Raw genomic sequence first — 18,154 nt, forward strand, 5'->3', positions numbered from 1 at the left:
AGGCAGAGCGGTCGGTGCTATATTTTGTTCATGTCTGCTTGCAGACCGACTATCGCATTCCGGGAGCAAAGTGGGACCCTCATTCAACGAACAGTTCGACCAGCATGGTGCATGGCGACGTGCATTTGCGCAGCAGCTCAAGCAGCTCGCTGAGTGGATGTCTGGCCATGATCTTATGGATGCTGCTGTGCAGGAGCGGCTTCAGCGCTTGGAAAATCAGGTCCGGACTGACAAAGTCATGGTGGCCTTCGTAGCCGAGTTTTCGCGTGGCAAGTCGGAGTTGATCAACTCCATTTTCTTTGCCGACTATGGTCGGCGCATCATGCCTGCCAGCGCTGGGCGCACGACGATGTGCCCCACCGAGTTGGGTTACGACCCCGCATTCGCTCCAAGTTTGCGACTACTTCCTATTGAGACGCGTCTGCAGATGCAAGGCTTGGCAGAGTGGCGTCTTAAGCATGATCGTTGGGTTGAGATTCCGCTGGATGTGAATGACGCGGATCAGATTGCGAAAGCCCTCGAAAAAGTCGCGGAAATTCGGCGGGTGAGTCTCGACAATGCCAGGGCCTTGGGCTTTTGGCACGACGATCTTGCCGAAGAAAACCCTGTGCCAGACGCTGAAGGCATGGTGGAAGTGCCCATGTGGCGCCATGCGTTGATCAACATTCCGCATCCGTTGCTTAAACAAGGGCTGGTTATCCTGGATACGCCCGGACTTAATGCGGTTGGGGCAGAGCCAGAGCTGACGGTGAACCTGATTCCGCAGGCGCATGCGGTGGTGTTCATCCTTAGTGCGGATACTGGGGTGACCCGCTCGGACCTCTCTATTTGGCGAGAGCATCTGGCCACATCCACTGACAGCATGGATGCGCGGCTTGTTGTTCTGAACAAGATCGACACCTTGTGGGATGCCTTGAATTCGCCAGAGCAGGTGCAGGCACAACTGGATCGCCAATGCCGGACTTCTGCAGAGATGCTGGGCATTCCGTTGGATCAGGTGGTGCCCGTCTCAGCCCAAAAAGGATTGGTCGCAAAAATTGCCTGTGACGACCTGTTGCTGGAGTCCAGTGGACTTCCTGCATTGGAAGAGGCACTTGCGCAAGGCGTGATGGGGCGACGGCAAGCCATTTTGCGTGCCGCTGTGGCCACGGGCGTTGCCAATCTCCGCTCTGAAACATCGCGTGTCATCAACATCCGGCGCCGTGATCTGGATGACCAGATGGCGGAGCTGCGTAGCTTGCGCGGCAAGAATATCTCGGTCATTGAGAGCATGCGGCATCGCATCGAGCAGGAGCAGCAGGAGTTTGATCTCAGCACTGCGAAGATCCAGGCTGTGCGTGCCGTGCACCTCAAGCTGTTGCGTGAGGTGTTTCATCAGCTCGGATCCAAGGCGCTGAAGACCGAGTTGACGGAGTTGTCGCAGTTGCTCCAGCAAAAGGGCTTGAAGCTCGGGGTGCGCAAGATCTATCTGGAAACCTTTGACAGATTGCGCGGCACCTTGGACAAAGCCCAGGCTTCCGGTACCGAGATCCAGGCGATGCTGGGCGGCACATTTAGGCAATTGAATGCGGAGTTCGGGTTCTCTTTGCAAGTGCCACCGCCACCTCAGCTTGAGCACTTTTTGCACGACTTGGCCCAAATTGAGCAAAGCCATTTGCAGTACCTTGGTGTGAGCAATGCGCTGAAGCTGGCCCAACCAGAGTTTTCCGAGCGCTTGGTGCGCGCACTTGGAACGCGTTTGCGTACCGTGTACGAATCGGCAGCCAACGATCTGGAGTTGTGGAGCAAGTCCGCGACAGCACAGCTCGACGCTCAATTAAGGGAGCGTCGGCGCAGTTTCTCCCGCCGCATTGAGGCGGTGGACCGCATTCAGCAAGCTGCCAGCGGACTGGTTGAGCGCATTGCCGAAATTGAGGCGGGCGAGGATGAGTTGATTCAGCTTGAGCACCGGCTGCAGGAACTCACTGCTCAATTGATTTCGTTGCCACAAGAAGAGCATCAAGACGCTTCACTGGACTTCTTGATCGCATGACCGTGGTTGCTGATTCAGTGGCCACGCGTGTTGTGCAGTGGCAGGTTGAGCACGGGCGCAGTCATTTGCCTTGGCAGCAAACCAGAGATCCTTACCGGGTTTGGCTCTCAGAGATCATGCTGCAGCAAACCCAGGTGGTGACAGTCCTCGACTATTACGCCCGATTTTTGGCGCGTTTTCCAGATGTGAGAGCGTTGGCGTCGGCTTCTCTGGATGAAGTTCTGGGCCTGTGGAGTGGCCTGGGATACTACAGCCGCGCACGCAATCTGCATCGCTGTGCCCAACGGGTGGTCGCTGAGTACGGCGGTCTCTTCCCCGGTACGGTTGCATTGCTGGCCGATCTCCCTGGGATTGGTCGGTCTACGGCCGGTGCCATCGCGGCTTTTTGTTTTTCACAGCGCGCCCCCATTCTGGATGCCAATGTCCGCAGGGTTCTCACGCGGCTGCTGGGATTTGATGCGGATTTGTCCGTTGCCAAAAACGAGCGGGCTCTATGGGACCACGCAGAATCTTTGCTGCCGGTGGATGAGCTTTCGGTGAGCATGCCGCGCTACACGCAGGGAATGATGGACTTGGGTGCCACCCTCTGTGTGCCTAAGAATCCTCAGTGCCTGATCTGCCCCTTGATGGACCTGTGCGCCGCACAAAAATCGGGCGAGCCAGAGAAGTACCCTGTCAAGACACGCAAGCTCTCGCGCCGTTCTGAGTCTTGGTGGCTTTTGGTTGTGCTACGGGATGATGGTGCCGTCTGGTTGGAAACACGCCCTCCCAAAGGCATCTGGGCAGGCCTGCAATGTGTGCCTGCATTTTCGGACTGTGATGCTTTGTGGGCGTTGGCTTCGTCACTGAGCTCTGTAGATCGGACTCGGGAAGTGGATGCATTTCTGCACGTTTTGACGCATAGGGATCTGCACTTGCACCCCGTTGTGGCTCAGGTACCGATAGGCTCCTGCCCCAATGGAGACGGGCAGTGGTTGACGAAGGCGCAGTGGTCCAAGTCCGGTTTGCCTGCGCCGATTCGCAAGATGTTGGACGCTTTGGTCTAACTGCTCTCGGCGTGCGGCACTTCAGCGTCCATCCAGCTCTCGGTGCCGCCGCAGAACCTTCCAGCGTGTTTCGAAGATCTGCGCCAGTTGCTCTACCAGGTACACCGAACGGTGTTGGCCTCCGGTGCATCCAATGGCCACAGTGACATAGCTCCTGTGGTTTTGTTCCAAAACGTCCAGCCAGTGGGTCAAAAATTGCTCGATGTGTTGGCGCATGGTGGATACGTCCGGCTGCTGCTGCAAAAAATCAGCTACAGGCGCGTCCAACCCGGTGAGGTCTCGCAATGCATTCTCGTAGTGGGGGTTCGGCAGCATGCGCACGTCAAACACATAGTCAGCGTCCACCGGAATGCCCCGTTTGAAGGCAAATGACTGGAACACCAGCGTCATGCCCCCCGGCGCTACGGACAACAGCCCCTTGACATAGCTTTGCAATTGGGAGGCGCGGATGTTGCTGGTGTCGATGACATGGGCTTGTTCGCGCAGGTCGGCCAGCAGCTCCCGCTCCAACTCAATGATTTGCACCAGTGCTTGGCGTCCCTGTTGGGTTTCGTCGTGGGAGAGAGGGTGCCGTCGCCTTGTCTCTGAAAACCGGCGTACCAAAGTGCCTGTGGTTGCATCCAAGAACAGGGACTGAACGACGACCCCTTGGGACTTTAGTCGGTTGAGTTCTTTGGGGACCTGGGGCAACGAGGTGGCGCTGCGCACATCCATTGCAATCGCCACTCTGTTGCCGTGGTGCTGATGCTCCAGAGCAACAAATGCGGTCAGCAGTTCGGGAGGCAAATTGTCGACGCAGTAGTAGCCTGCATCTTCCATGGCATGGAGTGCCACCGACTTTCCAGAACCCGACATTCCGGTGATCAAGACGATTTCAAGCGCCATGGGTTTCCCCACATTCGCTGTTGGCCGCTTGCAGCATTTCCGCGGCATGGGCCAAGCTGGTTGCCGTGGAGCGCTCGCCCCCGAGCATGCGCGCAATCTCAGCAGTTCGCGCTGCTTTGGTAACGTGCCTCACCGTGCTGGTGGTGCCTGTGCTGGATCGCAGCTTGGAGACCTGCAAATGCTGGTGGGCGTATGCGGCCACTTGTGGCAGATGGGTGACTGCCAAGACCTGCCTATCCGCGCCCAGCTTTTGCATCAGGCGACCCACAGTCTCGGCGACGGCGCCGCCCACTCCGGAATCCACTTCATCGAAGATCAAAGTGGGGGCTTTACCCAACTGGCTGGTGGTCACGGCAATAGCCAGTGAGATGCGCGATAGCTCCCCGCCAGACGCGACCTTTCCAATGGGTTTGGGTGCCATGCCAGGATGACCTGCGACGAGAAAGGACACTTCGTCCAAGCCATGCGATGCCGGCTCGTGCAATTTGCGCAACTCCACCTCAAATTTGCCGCCTTGCATGCCCAGCCCTTGCATGGCCTTGGTGATCGCCAACGACAGCCGTGGTGCCGCCTTGGTTCTTTGCCCTGACAAGGCCCTGGCCGCAGCGTGAAAGGCCTTGCTGCTGGCATCCGCTTTGGCCATAAGAGCGGCGAGATCACTGGAGGCGTCCAGCTGTGCAAGCGAAGTTTTCCAGTCCTTGAGCAGAGCCGGTAGGTCGCGCGGGGGGCGCTTGTGCCTGCGGGCCAGTTGGAGCCATTGCGAAATCCGTGCATCCAGCTCTGCCAATCGTGTGGGATCAATCTCAGTGCGCCGTAAATAGCTTTGCAATGAGTGTGCAACATCGCTAGCTTGGGCCAAGCTGGATGCCAGTATGTCGGCCATGCTGCTGAAATCGGCCTCGATATGCTCTTGATTTTGTAGCAGAAGATGAGACCTGGAAAGCGCTGCCAGCACACCGGAATCTTCGTCTTCCAAGAGGTCAATAGCCGACTGCGCGGCTTCGATCAATGCATGGGCGTTGGACAGGCGTTTGTGCGTTGACTCCAGCTCATCCCATTCATCGGGCTGCGGGGCGAGCTTGTCCAGTTCTGAAATTTGCCACTGAAGGCGGTCGCGTTCCTGTTGCAGCGTAGCCTGCGCTTCGTGCGCTTGTTGTGCAGCTTTTTGATCTTGCCGCCACTGTGCCCAGAGCGCTGCCGTCAAACTGGGATCTGTGTTGGCATAGGCGTCCAGCAGTCCACGGACAGACTCGGGGCGGGTCAAACTCTGCCACGCGTGCTGCCCGTGGATGTCCAGCAACTGCTCCCCCAAAGCCCGCAATTGGGTGGCTGTGACGGGTGTGCCGTTCATCCAGGCGCGACTTCGACCGTGGGTATCCACCGTGCGCCGCAATAAAACGGTGCTGTCGGCATCAATGCCTAAATGCTCCAGCCACGGCCGCAAATGGTCTGGTACGTCAAACTCAGCACAGATGTCCGCCTTGGTAGCGCGCTCTCGTACTACGCTGGCATCTGCCCGCGAGCCTAGGGCGATTTGCAAAGCATCCACCAAGATAGATTTGCCTGCACCGGTCTCCCCTGTCAGAACGGTAAATCCCTCTTGCAACTCCAGTTCAAGCGATTCCACGATGACAAAATCGCGCAGCACCATCCGCTTGAGTGACATGGTCAGGACCCTCCCTCATTCCAGCGGAGCTTTTTCCTCAATGTCGCAAAGTAGTTCCAGCCGACCGGATGCAAAAAGCGCACGCAATGTTCCGACCTGCGCACAAGGATGCGATCTCCGTGCTGAAGCGAGGCCAGCGATTGCATATCAAAATTGGCGCTGACATCGCGTCCGCTCACCACTTCCACCGCCACCTCGGTCGCGTCAGATAGAACAATGGGGCGATTGGACAATGTGTGGGGGGCAATAGGAACCAGCACCCAGCCCGGAATGGAGGGGTGAAGCATGGGGCCGCCAGCAGACAAAGAGTACGCTGTGGACCCCGTAGGTGATGCAATGATCAAGCCGTCAGCACGCTGATTGGATACGAATCTGCCTCCCACTTCCACGCGCAACTCCACCATGCCAGAGGTTCCGCCTCGGTTTACCACCACATCGTTCATGGCAAAGGCTTCGAAAACCATTTCATCGTTGCGCATGACTCTGGCGTGCATCAATGGCCGGGAATCTTCTTCATATTCACCTCGCAACATGGGCCCCAGTGTGGTTTGATAGGCATCGAAAGGGATATCGGTGATAAAACCCAATCGACCTTGGTTAATCCCAATCAGCGGCGTACCGTGCCGAGCAAGCCTTCTGGCAATCCCAAGCATGGTGCCGTCACCTCCAACGACCAGCCCGACATCACAGTTGGCAATCGCATCAACCTCTATGGACGCATATTGCCGCAGACCTGTGTTCGCAGCGGTCTCAGCCTCCAGCATGACTTCACAGCCCATATGGGTCATGAAGCTGGCAATTTCTTCCAGAGCCTGCAAGCTGCTGTCAGTCATGCCGGACGCTGCAGAGGCTTGGTATTTGCCAATCAAGGCGACGCGACGGAGTTTCGGGGTCATTTGGAAATTACATCATTAAAATCAAACAATGCTCGATGACCGTGCCAAGTTGTTGCTCAAAGCGCTTGTCGAGCGCTATATCGCTGATGGGCAGCCCGTAGGCTCGCGCACCCTTTCACGTGCGTCTGGGCTGGATCTTTCGCCAGCCACGATCCGCAATGTGATGTCGGATCTGGAAGAGCTGGGACTGATCGCCAGCCCGCACACCTCCGCCGGGCGTATTCCGACCGCTCGGGGCTATCGGCTTTTTGTGGACACGATGCTCACGGTTCAGCGCGATGGACTGGATACGCCACAACTGAGGCCAGAGCAGCCGCAAAAGGTCATTGCCAATGCAGCCCATCTGCTCTCAAACTTGTCTCAGTTTGTAGGCGTGGTCATGGCTCCGCGCCGTACCTCGGTGTTTCGGCACATTGAGTTCTTGCGGCTCTCTGAGCGACGCTTTCTGGTCATCATTGTCTCCCCTGAAGGTGATGTTCAGAACCGCGTGATCTTTACGGACGCCGACTATTCCCAGTCACAGTTGATAGAGGCCGCCAATTTTCTCAATGCCCACTATGCGGGGCTTGCAATGGAGCAGGTGCGCGAGCGCCTCAAGTCAGAGGTGGATTTGCTGCGGGGGGAAATCGCCGCATTGATGCAAGCGGCGGTGACTGTCAGCTCTGAGGTGCTTTCACAAGCGCAAGATGAAGTCGTGATTTCTGGTGAGCGCAACCTGCTGTCCGTCAGTGACTTCTCTAGCGACATGGGCAACCTGCGCAGGGCCTTCGACCTTTTTGAGCAAAAGACGCAGATACTGCGGTTGCTCGACATCTCCAGCCAGGCGGAGGGTGTGCGTATCTATATTGGCGGTGAGAGCCAAGTGGTACCATTTGAAGAGCTGTCTGTTGTAAGTGCGCCCTACGAAGTCGATGGCAAAGTGGTTGGCACTCTGGGGGTGATCGGGCCTACGCGCATGCCGTATGACAAGATGATTCAGATCGTGGACATCACCTCCAAGTTGGTTTCCAACGCGCTCAGCTACCGCAAATAAACACCTTACAATCCGGGGCTTCCGCGAGAGCGGGTTGGTACCGGGGCGTTAGCTCAGTTGGTTAGAGCAGAGGACTCATAATCCTTTGGTCGACAGTTCAAGTCTGTCACGCCCTACCAAAGCCAGCGGTTGTTTGTTCTCTTACTTTTTTATGAAAAGTTGAGGTTTTGGGGAAAATACCCATCAGAGTGCATTACAATCTGAGGCATGCGATGAAGTTGATGTCTTCGTTAAGTTGGCAAAAACAAGTTGCATAAATTTTTAGAGTTATAAAAATTTATGCTATAATTCAAAGCTTAGCGGCTGTAGCTCAGCTGGATAGAGTACTTGGCTACGAACCAAGGGGTCGTGGGTTCGATTCCTGCCAGCCGCACCAATGTTTAAAGCCTGCAACTGAAAAGTTGCAGGCTTTTTCATTTGTCTGATCGCTTGATTCTTTTTGGGGATGAGCGCGCTATGAGTAAAGCCTTTACCAAAGAGTCTGATGGAGATGAGGGTGATGAAGTCGCTCTGCCGCCCATCCCAGCCGGTGGAAAAAACTACATCACCCCCGCGGGATATGCCCGTTTGCGTTCTGAGCTACTGGACCTCATCGACAGCGAGCGGCCCAAGATGGTTGAGACGGTGCACTGGGCGGCCAGCAATGGCGACCGCTCGGAGAATGGGGACTACCTGTATGGCAAAAAGCGCCTACGCGAGATAGACCGGCGCATTCGATTTTTGACCAAGCGACTGGAGATTGCCGAGGTGGTCGATCCCAGTTTGCATGCTGGCAGTGACCAAGTCTTCTTTGGCGCAACGGTCACCTATGGCGACGATGAGGGCATCGATCGCACCATCACTATCATGGGGATTGACGAGGCCGACAGCCATGCAGGCCAAGTCAGTTGGATTTCTCCAGTAGCGCGTGCGCTGCTCAAGGCGCGTGTGGGCGATGAGGTGCCTTTGCCTACGCCGGGCGGGGTGAGGTCGTTGGAGGTTTTGTCCGTGATTTATCCAAAGCCTGCATTGCCCAGTTGAGACCCAAGCCATCCTGGATTGGTGGATGGCTTGAGGTGCTTGTGGTTGTCAGGTGGCTTGCGGAGTGATCCGCGAAGCACGGAGGACGGCCTGGGTGCGGCGGAGGTTGCGCAAGGCGGCTTCCAGGTGGGCCTGGTCTCTGACGGCGACGATGAAGCGCAGGTCCGTGGTGTCCAGGGCGACTTCATCGTCCATGTCCACATGGGTGATGTCCGCTTCGGAGTTGGCGAGTTCCTGCGCTATGCGAGCCAGCACGCCCTTGCCATTGGCAACGGTGACCACCACGCCGGTTTCAAACATCCGTGTTGGTTCATCGGCCCAGTCCACTGCGATAAAGCGTTCACTGTCTTTGTGTTGCAGCCGCTTGGCCACACTGCAGTGGGCGTTGTGTACAACCAGCCCTTCGCCGCGTCCTAGGTAGCCCACGATGCGATCCCCGGGCACAGGGCGGCAGCAAGGCGCGTACTGCACGGACGCATTTTCACTGCCATCCAGTGTGACGGCCCCCTGTGACAGCGTCTCGTGCGAGGTGTAGCGTTCTCGGGTGAGCAGCAGTGCGTCAGGGCGATGCCCGGTTTCGCTCAGCAGCACCACCAGCCGTTTGGCCACGATGCCTGCGATGCGCTTGCCCAGTCCCAGGTCTGTCATCAGCTCACTGCGATTGCGGTTGCCCGTGAATCGCAGCAGTCTCTCCCATAGGACATGTGTGTCGCCTTCATCCGGCGGCAGTTGCTCCAGGCCCTCTGCCCGAATAGCCTGGGTGAGCAGCTTTTCGCCCAGGCCCTCGGACTCGGTTTGGGCCAGGGTTTTGAGGTAGTGGCGAATCTTGGAGCGTGCACGCCCCGTGCGCACAAACCCCAGCCAAGCGGGGTTTGGTGTGGACACGGGGGCTGTGATGATTTCCACCACGTCGCCGTTCTTGAGCTCGGTGCGCAGGGGAACCTGCTCATTGTTGATCTTGGCTGCTGTCGTGCGGTCGCCCACGTTGCTGTGGATGGCGTAAGCAAAATCCACCAAGGTCGCGCCACGGGGTAGGGCCATGATTTGGCTCTTGGGGGTGAAGACGTACACGGCGTCTGGGAACAGATCCACTTTGACGTGGTCCCAGAATTCGGCCGCGTCCCGGGTTTCATTCTGAATATCCAGCAGCGATTGCAGCCACTTGGTGCCCAGGCGCTCGGCCGATGTGCCCTCTGCGTCTTGTGCCTTGTACAGCCAATGCGCAGCCACACCAGCCTCTGCAATCACATGCATTTCGTCGGTTCGCATCTGGAACTCAATGTTCACCCCGGATGGGCCTACCAGGGTGGTGTGCAAGGACTGGTAGCCATTGAGCTTGGCAATCGCAATGTGGTCCTTGAACTTACCTGGCACCGGCTTGTACATCTGGTGCAAAACCCCCAGGGCGGTATAACAGTCAGTCACCGTGGGCACGATCACGCGAAAGCCGTAGATGTCTGTGACCTGCGCAAAGCTCAGGTGCTTGAGGTCCATCTTTTGGTAGATGGCGTACAGCGTTTTCTCGCGGCCCGCGAGACGGACCTTCATGCCGATGCGATTGAAGGCGGCATCGACTTCTGTTTGCACTTTTTGCACCAGATCGCGTCGCCGGTTGCGTGATTTGTTCACGGCTTTGGACAGCGTGGCGTAGCGCCAAGGGTGCAGGTGCCTGAAAGACAGGTCTTGCAACTCCCGATAAGTCTGGTTCAGCCCCAGGCGGTGCGCGATGGGGGCATAGATTTCGAGGGTCTCGGAGGAAATGCGCCCCCATTTGCTGCGCGGCATATCCGATAGCGTGCGCATGTTGTGCGTGCGGTCGGCCAGCTTGATGAGGATGACACGTACGTCGCGTGCCATGGCCAGCAGCATTTTGCGAAAAGACTCGGCCTGGTTTTCTTCGCGGGTGTTGAACTGCAGCTTGTCCAGCTTGGTCAGCCCGTCCACCAGTTCGGCCACTGGCGCGCCAAAGCGGTCGATCAGGTCGGCCTTGGTCACGCCGCAATCTTCCATGGCGTCGTGGAGCAGTGCCGCCATCAGGGCTTGGGCATCCAGCTTCCAGGTGGCGCATTGGGCGGCCACTGCGATGGGGTGGGTGATGTAGGGCTCGCCGCTGTTGCGTAACTGGCCCAGGTGGGCCTCATCTGCAAAGCGATAAGCCTGGCGTACCTGCTCAATGCTGCTGGCATCCAGGTAGTCCAGGTTTTCTGTCAGCGCAGCAAAGCTGGCTGCAGCTGCGTTAGCGGCTGCAGCGGTTTGGCTGGCAGGGGTTTGGCTGTCGCCAGGTCGGGTCTGCGTTGCAGAAGTTGAATTGAGCACCGCGTTCATGCCTTAAATGTAGCGTGGGAGCGCGAGGGCCGACGGGGACGCAAAAAAAAGCACCGCAGAGCGGTGCTTTTCGGAGGGCATTGCCTGACCAAGCTCAACCGGGAACCTTCTTGAGCATTTCCAGGCCGACTTTGCCTTCGGCGATTTCGCGCAGGGCTGTCACGGCAGGCTTGTTGCGGCTTTCGATGCGAGGGGCGTGGCCTTGGCTCAGCATGCGTGCGCGGTACGTGGCGGCCAACACAAGCTGGAAGCGGTTGGGGATCTTTTCCAGACAGTCTTCTACGGTGATGCGTGCCATCGTTTTACTCCGGGGATTCAGGTGATATTGAGCGACTTGAAGGTGTCAGCACGGGCGCGGCGCTGTGCGGCGTACTTGAGTCGCTGGGCGTGAACTACGGCTTTCAGGTCGAAAAGCGCGCGCTCAAACAACTCGTTGATTATAACGAAGTCGAATTTGTTGACCTGTTCCATCTCGGTGGCTGCATTTTTCAGTCGCAACTCGATGGTTTCTGGCGAGTCTTCGCCGCGTCGTTCCAGGCGGGAGCGCAATTCTTCCCAGCTCGGGGGCAGGATGAACACCAGTACCGCATTGGCAAAGGCCTGTTTGACTTGGAGTGCGCCTTGAAAGTCGATTTCCAGGATCACGTCAGCTCCTTGGGCAATCCGATCTTCGATGGCTTTTTTGGACGTGCCGTAGCGGTTACCGTGCACATGCGCCCACTCTACGAAAGCGTTGCCCTGCACCATGGCGTCAAATTCGGACTGAGATGCAAAGTAGTAGTTGCGACCATGCTTTTCCTGTCCGCGGGGCGCGCGGGTGGTATGAGAGATCGATAGGTGAACGTGGGAGTCTAGCTCCAGAAGGGCTTTGACAAGGCTGGATTTGCCCGCCCCGCTGGGGGCTGCAACAACGAATAAATTTCCGGGATAGTCCATAGCTGGTAAGCGCTAAGCGCTATCAAAAAATGAGTGTTACTCGATATTTTGCACTTGTTCGCGCATCTGCTCGATCAGCACCTTCATGTCCACGCTGATGCGGGTCAGGTCCAGTGCTGCAGATTTGGAGCCCATGGTGTTGGCTTCGCGGTGCAATTCCTGGATGAGAAAGTCCAGGCGCTTGCCGACTTCTCCGCCCTTTTTCAAGAGGCGCTCGATCTCGTCCAGGTGCGATTCCAGTCGCGTGATTTCTTCTGCCACATCAATGCGGATGGCAAAGGCGGTGGCTTCGGTCAACGCACGGTCGCGGGCTGCTTCGGGCAGGGTGGAGCCGTCGGTCAAAGCCATGGCTTCTTTCCAGCGCTCCATGAAGCGCTGGCGTTGCTGCTCCACCAGTTGGGGCACCAGCGGCACGGCTTGCTGGGCCAGCGCGCGCAGCTGTTTGGCGCGGTCCAGCACCATGGCGGCCAGGCGCTTGCCTTCGCGCTCGCGGGCAGACAACAGGGCGGTGAGGGCTTCTTCGGCCAGCGCTGGCACGGCTTCGCTCCAGTCTTCCGATCCGGTGTTGGCGTTGGCGCACAGGCGCAGGGCATCTGCCACGCTCAGCGGCGCGGCGCCTGGCAGCCAGGCCTTGACGGAATCTTGCAAGGTGTTGAGGCGCTGCAGCAGGCGCGCTGGCGGGTCTTGCAGGGTGTTGCTGTCTTCGTTTTCGATGGCCGCGCGCACTTCGACCTTGCCGCGCTTGAGGCGGGCTGTGAGCAGGCTGCGCAGTGTGGGCTCCAGCGCGCGCAGGTCGTCGGGCAGGCGAAAGGACAGGTCCAGAAAGCGGCTGTTGACCGAACGGATCTCCAGGCCCAGCCTGCGATTTTGGGGGGCGCGGCCCTCGGTTTCAGCGCCAGCGGCAGACGCGCCTTGCTGTGCACTGGCGTATCCGGTCATGCTGTAAACTGGCATTGGACTTTTTGATGGTTGCTTGCGATCCGGCGATTATCCGGGTTCCGCCTTACCCCCGAGTCATCTTCGCAAAATATGTCAAAAATCAAGCCGGCTCCATTGCCGCCAGACACCGTTCTTGGTGGGTACCGCGTGGTTCGCAGGGTCTCCTCGGGGGGCTTTGGTGTGGTGTACCTCGCCATGGACCCTGAGGGCCAACAGGTCGCTATCAAGGAATACCTGCCATCGTCTCTGGCCACGCGCGGCCCGGGCGAGTTGCTGCCCAAGGTACCCTCCGAAAAGCTCTCGCTGTACCGACTGGGGCTCAAAAGCTTCTTTGAAGAAGGGCGCTCGCTGGCTCAGATCTCGCACGCCTCGGTGGTCAGCGTGCTCAACTTCTTTCGAGAAAACGAAACCGTCTACATGGTGATGAATTATCTGGAGGGCGCGACCCTGCAGGATTTCATCATCACCGCACGCGATTTGAAGACGCAGAAGGTCTTTCGCGAGTCCACCATCCGCTCGCTGTTTGACGAGGTGCTGCGCGGCTTGCGCATCGTGCACCAGCACAAGATGCTGCACCTCGATATCAAGCCCGCCAATATCTTCATCACCGACGACAACAAGGCCGTGTTGATTGACTTTGGCGCGGCACGCGAAGTGCTGAGCAAAGAGGGCAACTTCATCCGCCCGATGTACACCCCCGGCTTTGCGGCCCCCGAGATGTACCGGCGTGACTCCTCCATGGGGCCATGGACGGACATCTACGCCATTGGCGCCTGCATCTACGCCTGCATGCAAGGTTTTCCGCCCAACGAGGCGCCGCAGCGCATCGAAAAAGACCGCCTGTCTCTGGCATTGACCAAGCTGCGTGGCGTGTACTCTGACAACCTGATCGAGGTGGTGGAGTGGTGCATGGCGCTGGACCCCTTGTCGCGCCCGCAGTCTGTGTTTGCCTTGCAAAAGGAACTGAGCCGCGAGGGCGAGCGCCGTTACACCAAGCTCACGGTGGCGGAAAAAATGCGCCTGCAGCTGGACACCCTGGTGTCTGACACCAAAAAGAACGTGCAAAAGGTGGGTGAAGCCACCGGCATCGGAGCCAAGCCCAAATGAAGGCGACCCACGCAAAGCGGGTTGGGGCAAGGCACATCTTCATTGACGATGCCTGCGTGCATCCCTGTTTGCGTGAGTCGCTATGAAATTTTCGGTTTTCCAGATCAGCCGCCGTGGTGGCCGCGAAAAGAACGAAGACCGCATGGGCTATTGCTACACGCGCGAATCGGGCCTGTTTGTTTTGGCCGACGGCATGGGCGGCCACCCCGAGGGGGAAGTGGCTGCGCAAATCGCGCTGCAAACCGTGTCGGCCCTGTTCCAGCGCCAAGCCAAGCCCCAGATTCAGGATGTGCAGGAATTCCTGTCGGGCGCACTGCTGGCGGCCCACCACCAGATTCTGCGGTACGCCTCCGAGAAGGGCATGATCGACACGCCGCGCACCACGCTGGTGGCTGCGGTGCTGCAGGGCGGCTCTGCCTCGTGGATCCATTGCGGCGACTCGCGCCTGTACATGGTGCGCGATGGTGAGCTGCTGACCCGCACGCGCGACCACTCGTACCTGGAGCTGCGCAACGCGCCGCCCCCTGGGCTGGACCGCATCAACCGCAACGTGTTGTTCACCTGCCTGGGCTCGCCGACCAAGCCCATCTACGACATCACCGGCCCGGTGTACCTGGAGCAGGGCGACCGCATTCTGCTGTGCTCGGATGGCCTGTGGGGAACCTTGAGCGACGAAGAAATCGCCAAGCAAATGGCCCGCCAGGCGGTGTCGCATGCCGTGCCCGACCTGGTCGAAGAAGCGCTGCGCAAGGCAGGCGAAAGCAGCGACAACGTGACGGTGGTGGCGCTGGAATGGGAAACGCCCGATGCGTTTGAATCGACCCAGGGCGTGTCCACCGACAGCATCAGCGACGATGTGTTCGCCTCCACCATCCAGGCAGGGCCGCTGGATGGCTTGGTCGATGACCTGGACGACGCCGCCATCGAGCGCTCGATCGCTGAAATCAACGAAGCCATCCGCCGCTCTGCTGCCCGCAGGGGTTGAGGGGCGCTGACCCTTTTGCACCGGGGCTATTGGTGGCTACTGGTGTCTATTGGCGGCCCTGGTCCGCCCTTGGCGCTCCATTGCAGCCTTGCCTGCTCCTGTCTTTTCCTGTCTTTTCTTTTGCGATGCCATCGCTTGTGCCATGACCACCTTCCAACGCTCCGGCCAACGCGCCGCCGACCAGCTGCGCCCCGTGCGCATCACCCGCCACTACACCATGCACGCCGAGGGCTCGGTGCTCATCGAGTTTGGCAACACCAAGGTGCTGTGCACTGCCTCGGTGGAAGAGCGCGTGCCCCCGCACAAGCGCGGCAGTGGTGAGGGCTGGGTGACGGCCGAATACGGCATGCTGCCCCGCGCCACCCACACCCGCAGCGACCGCGAGGCCGCACGCGGCAAGCAAAACGGCCGCACGCAAGAGATCCAGCGCCTCATCGGCCGCTCGCTGCGCGCGGTGTTTGACTTGAAGCTGCTGGGCGAGCGCACCATCCAGCTCGACTGCGATGTGATCCAGGCCGATGGCGGCACCCGCACCGCCGCCATCACCGGCGCGTGGGTGGCTGCGCAAGACGCGGTGAACACGCTGATCGCAGCGGGCAAGATCACCCAGTCACCCCTGCGCGAGCCCGTGGCCGCCATCTCGGTGGGCATCGTGCAAGGCACGCCGCTGCTCGATCTGGAGTATGTGGAAGACGTGGGCTGCGACACCGACATGAACGTGGTGATGACCGGTGCGGGCCACTACGTGGAAGTGCAGGGCACGGCCGAAGGCGTGGCCTTTACCCGCAAGGAAATGGACCAACTGCTGGCGCTGGCCGAAAAGGGCATTGCCGAGCTGATCCAACGGCAGCAGCAAGCACTGGCCGTTTAATTTATTTGCTATTTATTTGATAGCTTCTAGCGCTTGGTAAATAAGCGCTAAGGCCTGATTTGACTATGAAACTCGTATTGGCATCCAACAACCAGGGCAAGCTCGCCGAGCTGCAGGCCATGTTCGCCCCGCTGGGCGTGGAACTGGTGCGCCAGGGCGACCTGGGTGTGGGCGAGGCCGAAGAACCCTTTCGCACCTTTGTCGAGAACGCGCTGACCAAGGCGCGCTTCGCCTCGCAGCACACAGGCCTGCCCGCGCTGGCCGACGATGCAGGCATGTGTGTGGACGCCTTTGGCGGCCTGCCGGGCGTCGATACGGCCTACTACTGCACCCAGTTCGGCTACGAAAAAAGCGATGCCAACAACGTGCGCGCATTGCTGGAGCAACTGCAGGGCGTGGCCAACCGCCGCGCCGCCATGGTCAGCACCCTGGTGGCCGTACGCAGCCCGCAAGACCCCGAGCCGCTGATTGCCGTGGGCCGCGTGGTGGGCGAGATCACCACCGAACCGCGTGGCAGCAATGGCTTTGGGTTCGACCCGATCATGTTCATCCCTGAATTTGGCAAGACCTTTGCTGAGCTGCCCGTGGAGGTGAAGAACGCTAACAGCCACCGTGGCCGCTCCGCCGTGCAGATGCTGAGCTTGATGCGTGAGCGCTGGTTTTGAACATTGAGTGGTGAGAAGAGCCTGCCTGTGACCCATATCCCTATTGCCCCGCACACCGACGACGCCCCCGCCGTGGTGCGCGACATCCAGCACTACATGCGCCCCGGCCTGCTGCAGCTGACCAGCCTGCCGCCGCTGTCGCTGTACGTGCATCTGCCCTGGTGCCTGAAGAAGTGCCCTTATTGCGACTTCAATTCGCACGAAGCGCGCGGTGGTCATGCGGCGGGTGAGGTGCCAGAGCAGCGCTACATCGACGCGCTCATGGCCGACCTGGAGGCCGCGCTGCCGCTGATCTGGGGCCGCTCGGTGCACAGCATCTTTATCGGGGGCGGCACGCCCAGCCTTTTCGCACCGCAGGCGATAGATCGCCTGCTCAGCGACATCCGCGCCCGCTTGCGGCTGGAGGCTGACTGCGAGATCACCATGGAGGCCAACCCCGGCACGTTTGAGAAGGACCGGTTTCGTGCCTACCGCAGCGCGGGCGTCACGCGCCTGTCCATCGGGGTGCAGAGCTTCAACGACGCGCACCTGAAGGCCCTGGGCCGTGTGCACGACCGCTCGCAAGCCCTGGCGGCGGTGCAAGAGGCTGCCAGCGCGTTCGACACCTTCAATCTCGACATCATGTACGCGCTGCCGGGCCAGACTCTGGCGCAGATGGAGCAGGACATGCAGCAGGCGCTGCAACTGGCGCCGCCGCACATCTCCATCTACCACCTGACCATCGAGCCCAACACCTACTTCGCCAAGTTCCCGCCCGCCATCCCTGAGGACGACCTGGCCTACGCCATGCTCGACCGCATCACCGAGATGACGGGCGCTGCAGGGCTGTCGCGGTACGAGATTTCGGCCTATGCCCGTGAGGGCCACCCGTGCTTTCACAACACCAACTACTGGCAGTTTGGCGACTACCTGGGCATTGGTGCGGGCGCGCACAGCAAGCTCAGCTTTGCGCACCGGGTGGTGCGGCAGGTGCGTTTTCGTGACCCGGCCCGCTACATGGACAACGCCCTGGCCGGCCACGCCGTGGCGCAGGACGACGATGTGCGCCGGGCAGATTTGCCGTTTGAATACATGCTCAACGCGCTGCGCCTGCGTGGTGGGTTTGCGCTGCCCGAGTTCACCGAACGCACTGGCTTGCCGATCAGCGCCATTGCCAAGGGGCTGGAGGCCGCAGAGCGCAAGGGCTTGATCGTGCGCGAGGGCGTGCAGGTACGCCCCACCGAGCGGGGCTTTGACTTTTTGAGCGACCTGCAGGAATTGTTTTTGGCGGACTGAGCAGGGCCTGGCGATCTGCGCGACGCAGGTCCGTCACTGACCCGCCAGCCCTTGCCCCGCAGCAACCCCGCTCAGCCGCAGCGCACGGCGGTGATGCGGCCGCTGTCGTCCACCAGCAGGTTCAGGCGCTGCTCGTTGTATTCCTTGGTGATCAGCTGGCCGGGCCGCAGCACCCGCGCCATGTGGGCGCCGGATTGCACGCGTGCCGCTTCGACCACGCTGGCGGTGCTGTCCTTGCCCACAAACGACTGCGCGGGCGCTGCATTGCACTGCCCGCCCACGGGCGGGGCGCCGGGTGCGGTCGGGGTGGGGTTGGCGCCTGCGCCGTGGCCTGCGCAGCCTGCCATCAAACCAGCGGCCACGGTGCTGCAGGCCACCATCCAGAGGGTGTGTCTCATACCAATACTCCTAGTGCCGAAAAATGAACCACACCATAGCGCAGTTGGACTGGGCTGCGGTGTCGGCGCGTAACG

Annotated in this window: 17 protein-coding genes and 2 tRNA genes; 11 read left to right on the forward strand and 8 right to left on the reverse strand. The window is 59.6% G+C overall.

Annotated features, from left to right (window positions below; genetic code table 11):
- Window positions 1-70: 70 nt before the first annotated feature.
- Together C8C98_RS13990 and mutY are read left to right on the forward strand one after the other, a co-directional pair.
- Entirely contained in the window at window positions 71-2,032 is a 1,962-nt protein-coding gene (locus C8C98_RS13990) for a dynamin family protein (RefSeq protein WP_121454774.1), read from the forward strand.
- Complete coding sequence (gene mutY / locus C8C98_RS13995) at window positions 2,029-3,078, forward strand: A/G-specific adenine glycosylase (RefSeq protein WP_199726596.1); 1,050 nt, start codon at window positions 2,029-2,031, stop codon at window positions 3,076-3,078. Before C8C98_RS13990 ends, mutY begins: the two co-directional genes overlap by 4 nt.
- Before the next feature lie 21 nt (window positions 3,079-3,099).
- Here mutY and rapZ read toward each other — a convergent pair whose 3' ends face one another.
- From rapZ to C8C98_RS14010, 3 genes are read right to left on the reverse strand one after another with little or no spacing between them, the layout of a single operon-like run.
- Window positions 3,100-3,963 (reverse strand): RNase adapter RapZ, encoded by an 864-nt coding sequence (gene rapZ, locus C8C98_RS14000; RefSeq protein ID WP_121454775.1) that lies wholly within the window; start codon window positions 3,961-3,963, stop codon window positions 3,100-3,102.
- On the reverse strand, window positions 3,953-5,629 hold the full coding sequence (gene recN / locus C8C98_RS14005; protein ID WP_121454776.1) for a DNA repair protein RecN: 1,677 nt from the start codon (window positions 5,627-5,629) through the stop codon (window positions 3,953-3,955). Before recN ends, rapZ begins: the two co-directional genes overlap by 11 nt.
- 2 nt (window positions 5,630-5,631) lie before the next feature.
- Entirely contained in the window at window positions 5,632-6,525 is an 894-nt protein-coding gene (locus tag C8C98_RS14010) for an NAD kinase (RefSeq protein WP_099658329.1), read from the reverse strand.
- 28 nt (window positions 6,526-6,553) lie between these two features.
- Here C8C98_RS14010 and hrcA point away from each other — a divergent pair, with 28 nt between their 5' ends.
- The 4 genes from hrcA to greB all read left to right on the forward strand — a co-directional run bounded on the left by hrcA (window position 6,554) and on the right by greB (window position 8,578).
- Entirely contained in the window at window positions 6,554-7,558 is a 1,005-nt protein-coding gene (gene hrcA, locus C8C98_RS14015) for a heat-inducible transcriptional repressor HrcA (protein ID WP_121454777.1), read from the forward strand.
- A gap of 42 nt (window positions 7,559-7,600) precedes the next feature.
- A tRNA-Ile gene (locus tag C8C98_RS14020) sits at window positions 7,601-7,677 on the forward strand.
- Between the two features lie 180 nt (window positions 7,678-7,857).
- Window positions 7,858-7,934 (forward strand) — tRNA-Arg (locus C8C98_RS14025).
- A gap of 80 nt (window positions 7,935-8,014) precedes the next feature.
- Window positions 8,015-8,578, forward strand: a complete 564-nt coding sequence (greB, locus tag C8C98_RS14030; protein ID WP_121454778.1) for a transcription elongation factor GreB — start codon at window positions 8,015-8,017, stop codon at window positions 8,576-8,578.
- Between the two features lie 48 nt (window positions 8,579-8,626).
- Here the strand turns inward: greB and C8C98_RS14035 are convergent, their stop codons facing one another.
- From C8C98_RS14035 to C8C98_RS14050, 4 genes are all read right to left on the reverse strand, one after another.
- Window positions 8,627-10,903: a bifunctional (p)ppGpp synthetase/guanosine-3',5'-bis(diphosphate) 3'-pyrophosphohydrolase gene (locus C8C98_RS14035; RefSeq protein WP_121454779.1), complete on the reverse strand. Its 2,277-nt coding sequence runs from the start codon at window positions 10,901-10,903 to the stop codon at window positions 8,627-8,629.
- 94 nt (window positions 10,904-10,997) lie between these two features.
- The gene (rpoZ, locus tag C8C98_RS14040; RefSeq protein ID WP_005794722.1) at window positions 10,998-11,201 is read right to left on the reverse strand and encodes a DNA-directed RNA polymerase subunit omega; all 204 of its coding nucleotides are present in this window, start codon (window positions 11,199-11,201) and stop codon (window positions 10,998-11,000) included.
- Between the two features lie 17 nt (window positions 11,202-11,218).
- Entirely contained in the window at window positions 11,219-11,839 is a 621-nt protein-coding gene (gene gmk / locus C8C98_RS14045; RefSeq protein ID WP_121454780.1) for a guanylate kinase, read from the reverse strand.
- A gap of 36 nt (window positions 11,840-11,875) precedes the next feature.
- Window positions 11,876-12,793 (reverse strand): YicC/YloC family endoribonuclease, encoded by a 918-nt coding sequence (locus tag C8C98_RS14050; protein ID WP_121454781.1) that lies wholly within the window; start codon window positions 12,791-12,793, stop codon window positions 11,876-11,878.
- Window positions 12,794-12,868: 75 nt separating this feature from the next.
- Here C8C98_RS14050 and C8C98_RS14055 point away from each other — a divergent pair, with 75 nt between their 5' ends.
- From C8C98_RS14055 to hemW, 5 genes are all read left to right on the forward strand, one after another.
- Window positions 12,869-13,885: a serine/threonine-protein kinase gene (locus C8C98_RS14055; RefSeq protein WP_099740409.1), complete on the forward strand. Its 1,017-nt coding sequence runs from the start codon at window positions 12,869-12,871 to the stop codon at window positions 13,883-13,885.
- A gap of 82 nt (window positions 13,886-13,967) precedes the next feature.
- On the forward strand, window positions 13,968-14,870 hold the full coding sequence (locus tag C8C98_RS14060; RefSeq protein WP_099658374.1) for a PP2C family serine/threonine-protein phosphatase: 903 nt from the start codon (window positions 13,968-13,970) through the stop codon (window positions 14,868-14,870).
- 142 nt (window positions 14,871-15,012) lie between these two features.
- Entirely contained in the window at window positions 15,013-15,741 is a 729-nt protein-coding gene (rph, locus tag C8C98_RS14065; RefSeq protein WP_121454782.1) for a ribonuclease PH, read from the forward strand.
- A 65-nt stretch (window positions 15,742-15,806) separates the two neighbouring features.
- Window positions 15,807-16,406 (forward strand): RdgB/HAM1 family non-canonical purine NTP pyrophosphatase, encoded by a 600-nt coding sequence (gene rdgB / locus C8C98_RS14070; protein WP_121454783.1) that lies wholly within the window; start codon window positions 15,807-15,809, stop codon window positions 16,404-16,406.
- A gap of 27 nt (window positions 16,407-16,433) precedes the next feature.
- Entirely contained in the window at window positions 16,434-17,681 is a 1,248-nt protein-coding gene (hemW, locus tag C8C98_RS14075; RefSeq protein WP_199726597.1) for a radical SAM family heme chaperone HemW, read from the forward strand.
- A gap of 71 nt (window positions 17,682-17,752) precedes the next feature.
- Here the strand turns inward: hemW and C8C98_RS14080 are convergent, their stop codons facing one another.
- Window positions 17,753-18,079 (reverse strand): I78 family peptidase inhibitor, encoded by a 327-nt coding sequence (locus tag C8C98_RS14080; protein WP_121454784.1) that lies wholly within the window; start codon window positions 18,077-18,079, stop codon window positions 17,753-17,755.
- Window positions 18,080-18,154 lie beyond the last annotated feature (75 nt).

It is taken from the genome of Acidovorax sp. 106 (assembly GCF_003663825.1).
Taxonomy (GTDB): Bacteria; Pseudomonadota; Gammaproteobacteria; order Burkholderiales; family Burkholderiaceae_C; genus Acidovorax.

What these genes read in the sequence shown, in the direction of transcription:
- greB (WP_121454778.1), top strand. Translation starts at nt 8,015, where the DNA reads ATGAGTAAAGCCTTTACCAAAGAGTCTGATGGAGATGAGGGTGATGAA.
- C8C98_RS14010 (WP_099658329.1), bottom strand. Translation starts at nt 6,525, where the DNA reads ATGACCCCGAAACTCCGTCGCGTCGCCTTGATTGGCAAATACCAAGCC.
- rpoZ (WP_005794722.1), bottom strand. Translation starts at nt 11,201, where the DNA reads ATGGCACGCATCACCGTAGAAGACTGTCTGGAAAAGATCCCCAACCGC.
- rph (WP_121454782.1), top strand. Translation starts at nt 15,013, where the DNA reads ATGACCACCTTCCAACGCTCCGGCCAACGCGCCGCCGACCAGCTGCGC.
- gmk (WP_121454780.1), bottom strand. Translation starts at nt 11,839, where the DNA reads ATGGACTATCCCGGAAATTTATTCGTTGTTGCAGCCCCCAGCGGGGCG.
- C8C98_RS14055 (WP_099740409.1), top strand. Translation starts at nt 12,869, where the DNA reads ATGTCAAAAATCAAGCCGGCTCCATTGCCGCCAGACACCGTTCTTGGT.
- C8C98_RS14080 (WP_121454784.1), bottom strand. Translation starts at nt 18,079, where the DNA reads ATGAGACACACCCTCTGGATGGTGGCCTGCAGCACCGTGGCCGCTGGT.
- recN (WP_121454776.1), bottom strand. Translation starts at nt 5,629, where the DNA reads ATGTCACTCAAGCGGATGGTGCTGCGCGATTTTGTCATCGTGGAATCG.
- C8C98_RS14035 (WP_121454779.1), bottom strand. Translation starts at nt 10,903, where the DNA reads ATGAACGCGGTGCTCAATTCAACTTCTGCAACGCAGACCCGACCTGGC.
- C8C98_RS14050 (WP_121454781.1), bottom strand. Translation starts at nt 12,793, where the DNA reads ATGCCAGTTTACAGCATGACCGGATACGCCAGTGCACAGCAAGGCGCG.
- rapZ (WP_121454775.1), bottom strand. Translation starts at nt 3,963, where the DNA reads ATGGCGCTTGAAATCGTCTTGATCACCGGAATGTCGGGTTCTGGAAAG.
- rdgB (WP_121454783.1), top strand. Translation starts at nt 15,807, where the DNA reads ATGAAACTCGTATTGGCATCCAACAACCAGGGCAAGCTCGCCGAGCTG.
- hrcA (WP_121454777.1), top strand. Translation starts at nt 6,554, where the DNA reads ATGCTCGATGACCGTGCCAAGTTGTTGCTCAAAGCGCTTGTCGAGCGC.
- C8C98_RS14060 (WP_099658374.1), top strand. Translation starts at nt 13,968, where the DNA reads ATGAAATTTTCGGTTTTCCAGATCAGCCGCCGTGGTGGCCGCGAAAAG.
- mutY (WP_199726596.1), top strand. Translation starts at nt 2,029, where the DNA reads ATGACCGTGGTTGCTGATTCAGTGGCCACGCGTGTTGTGCAGTGGCAG.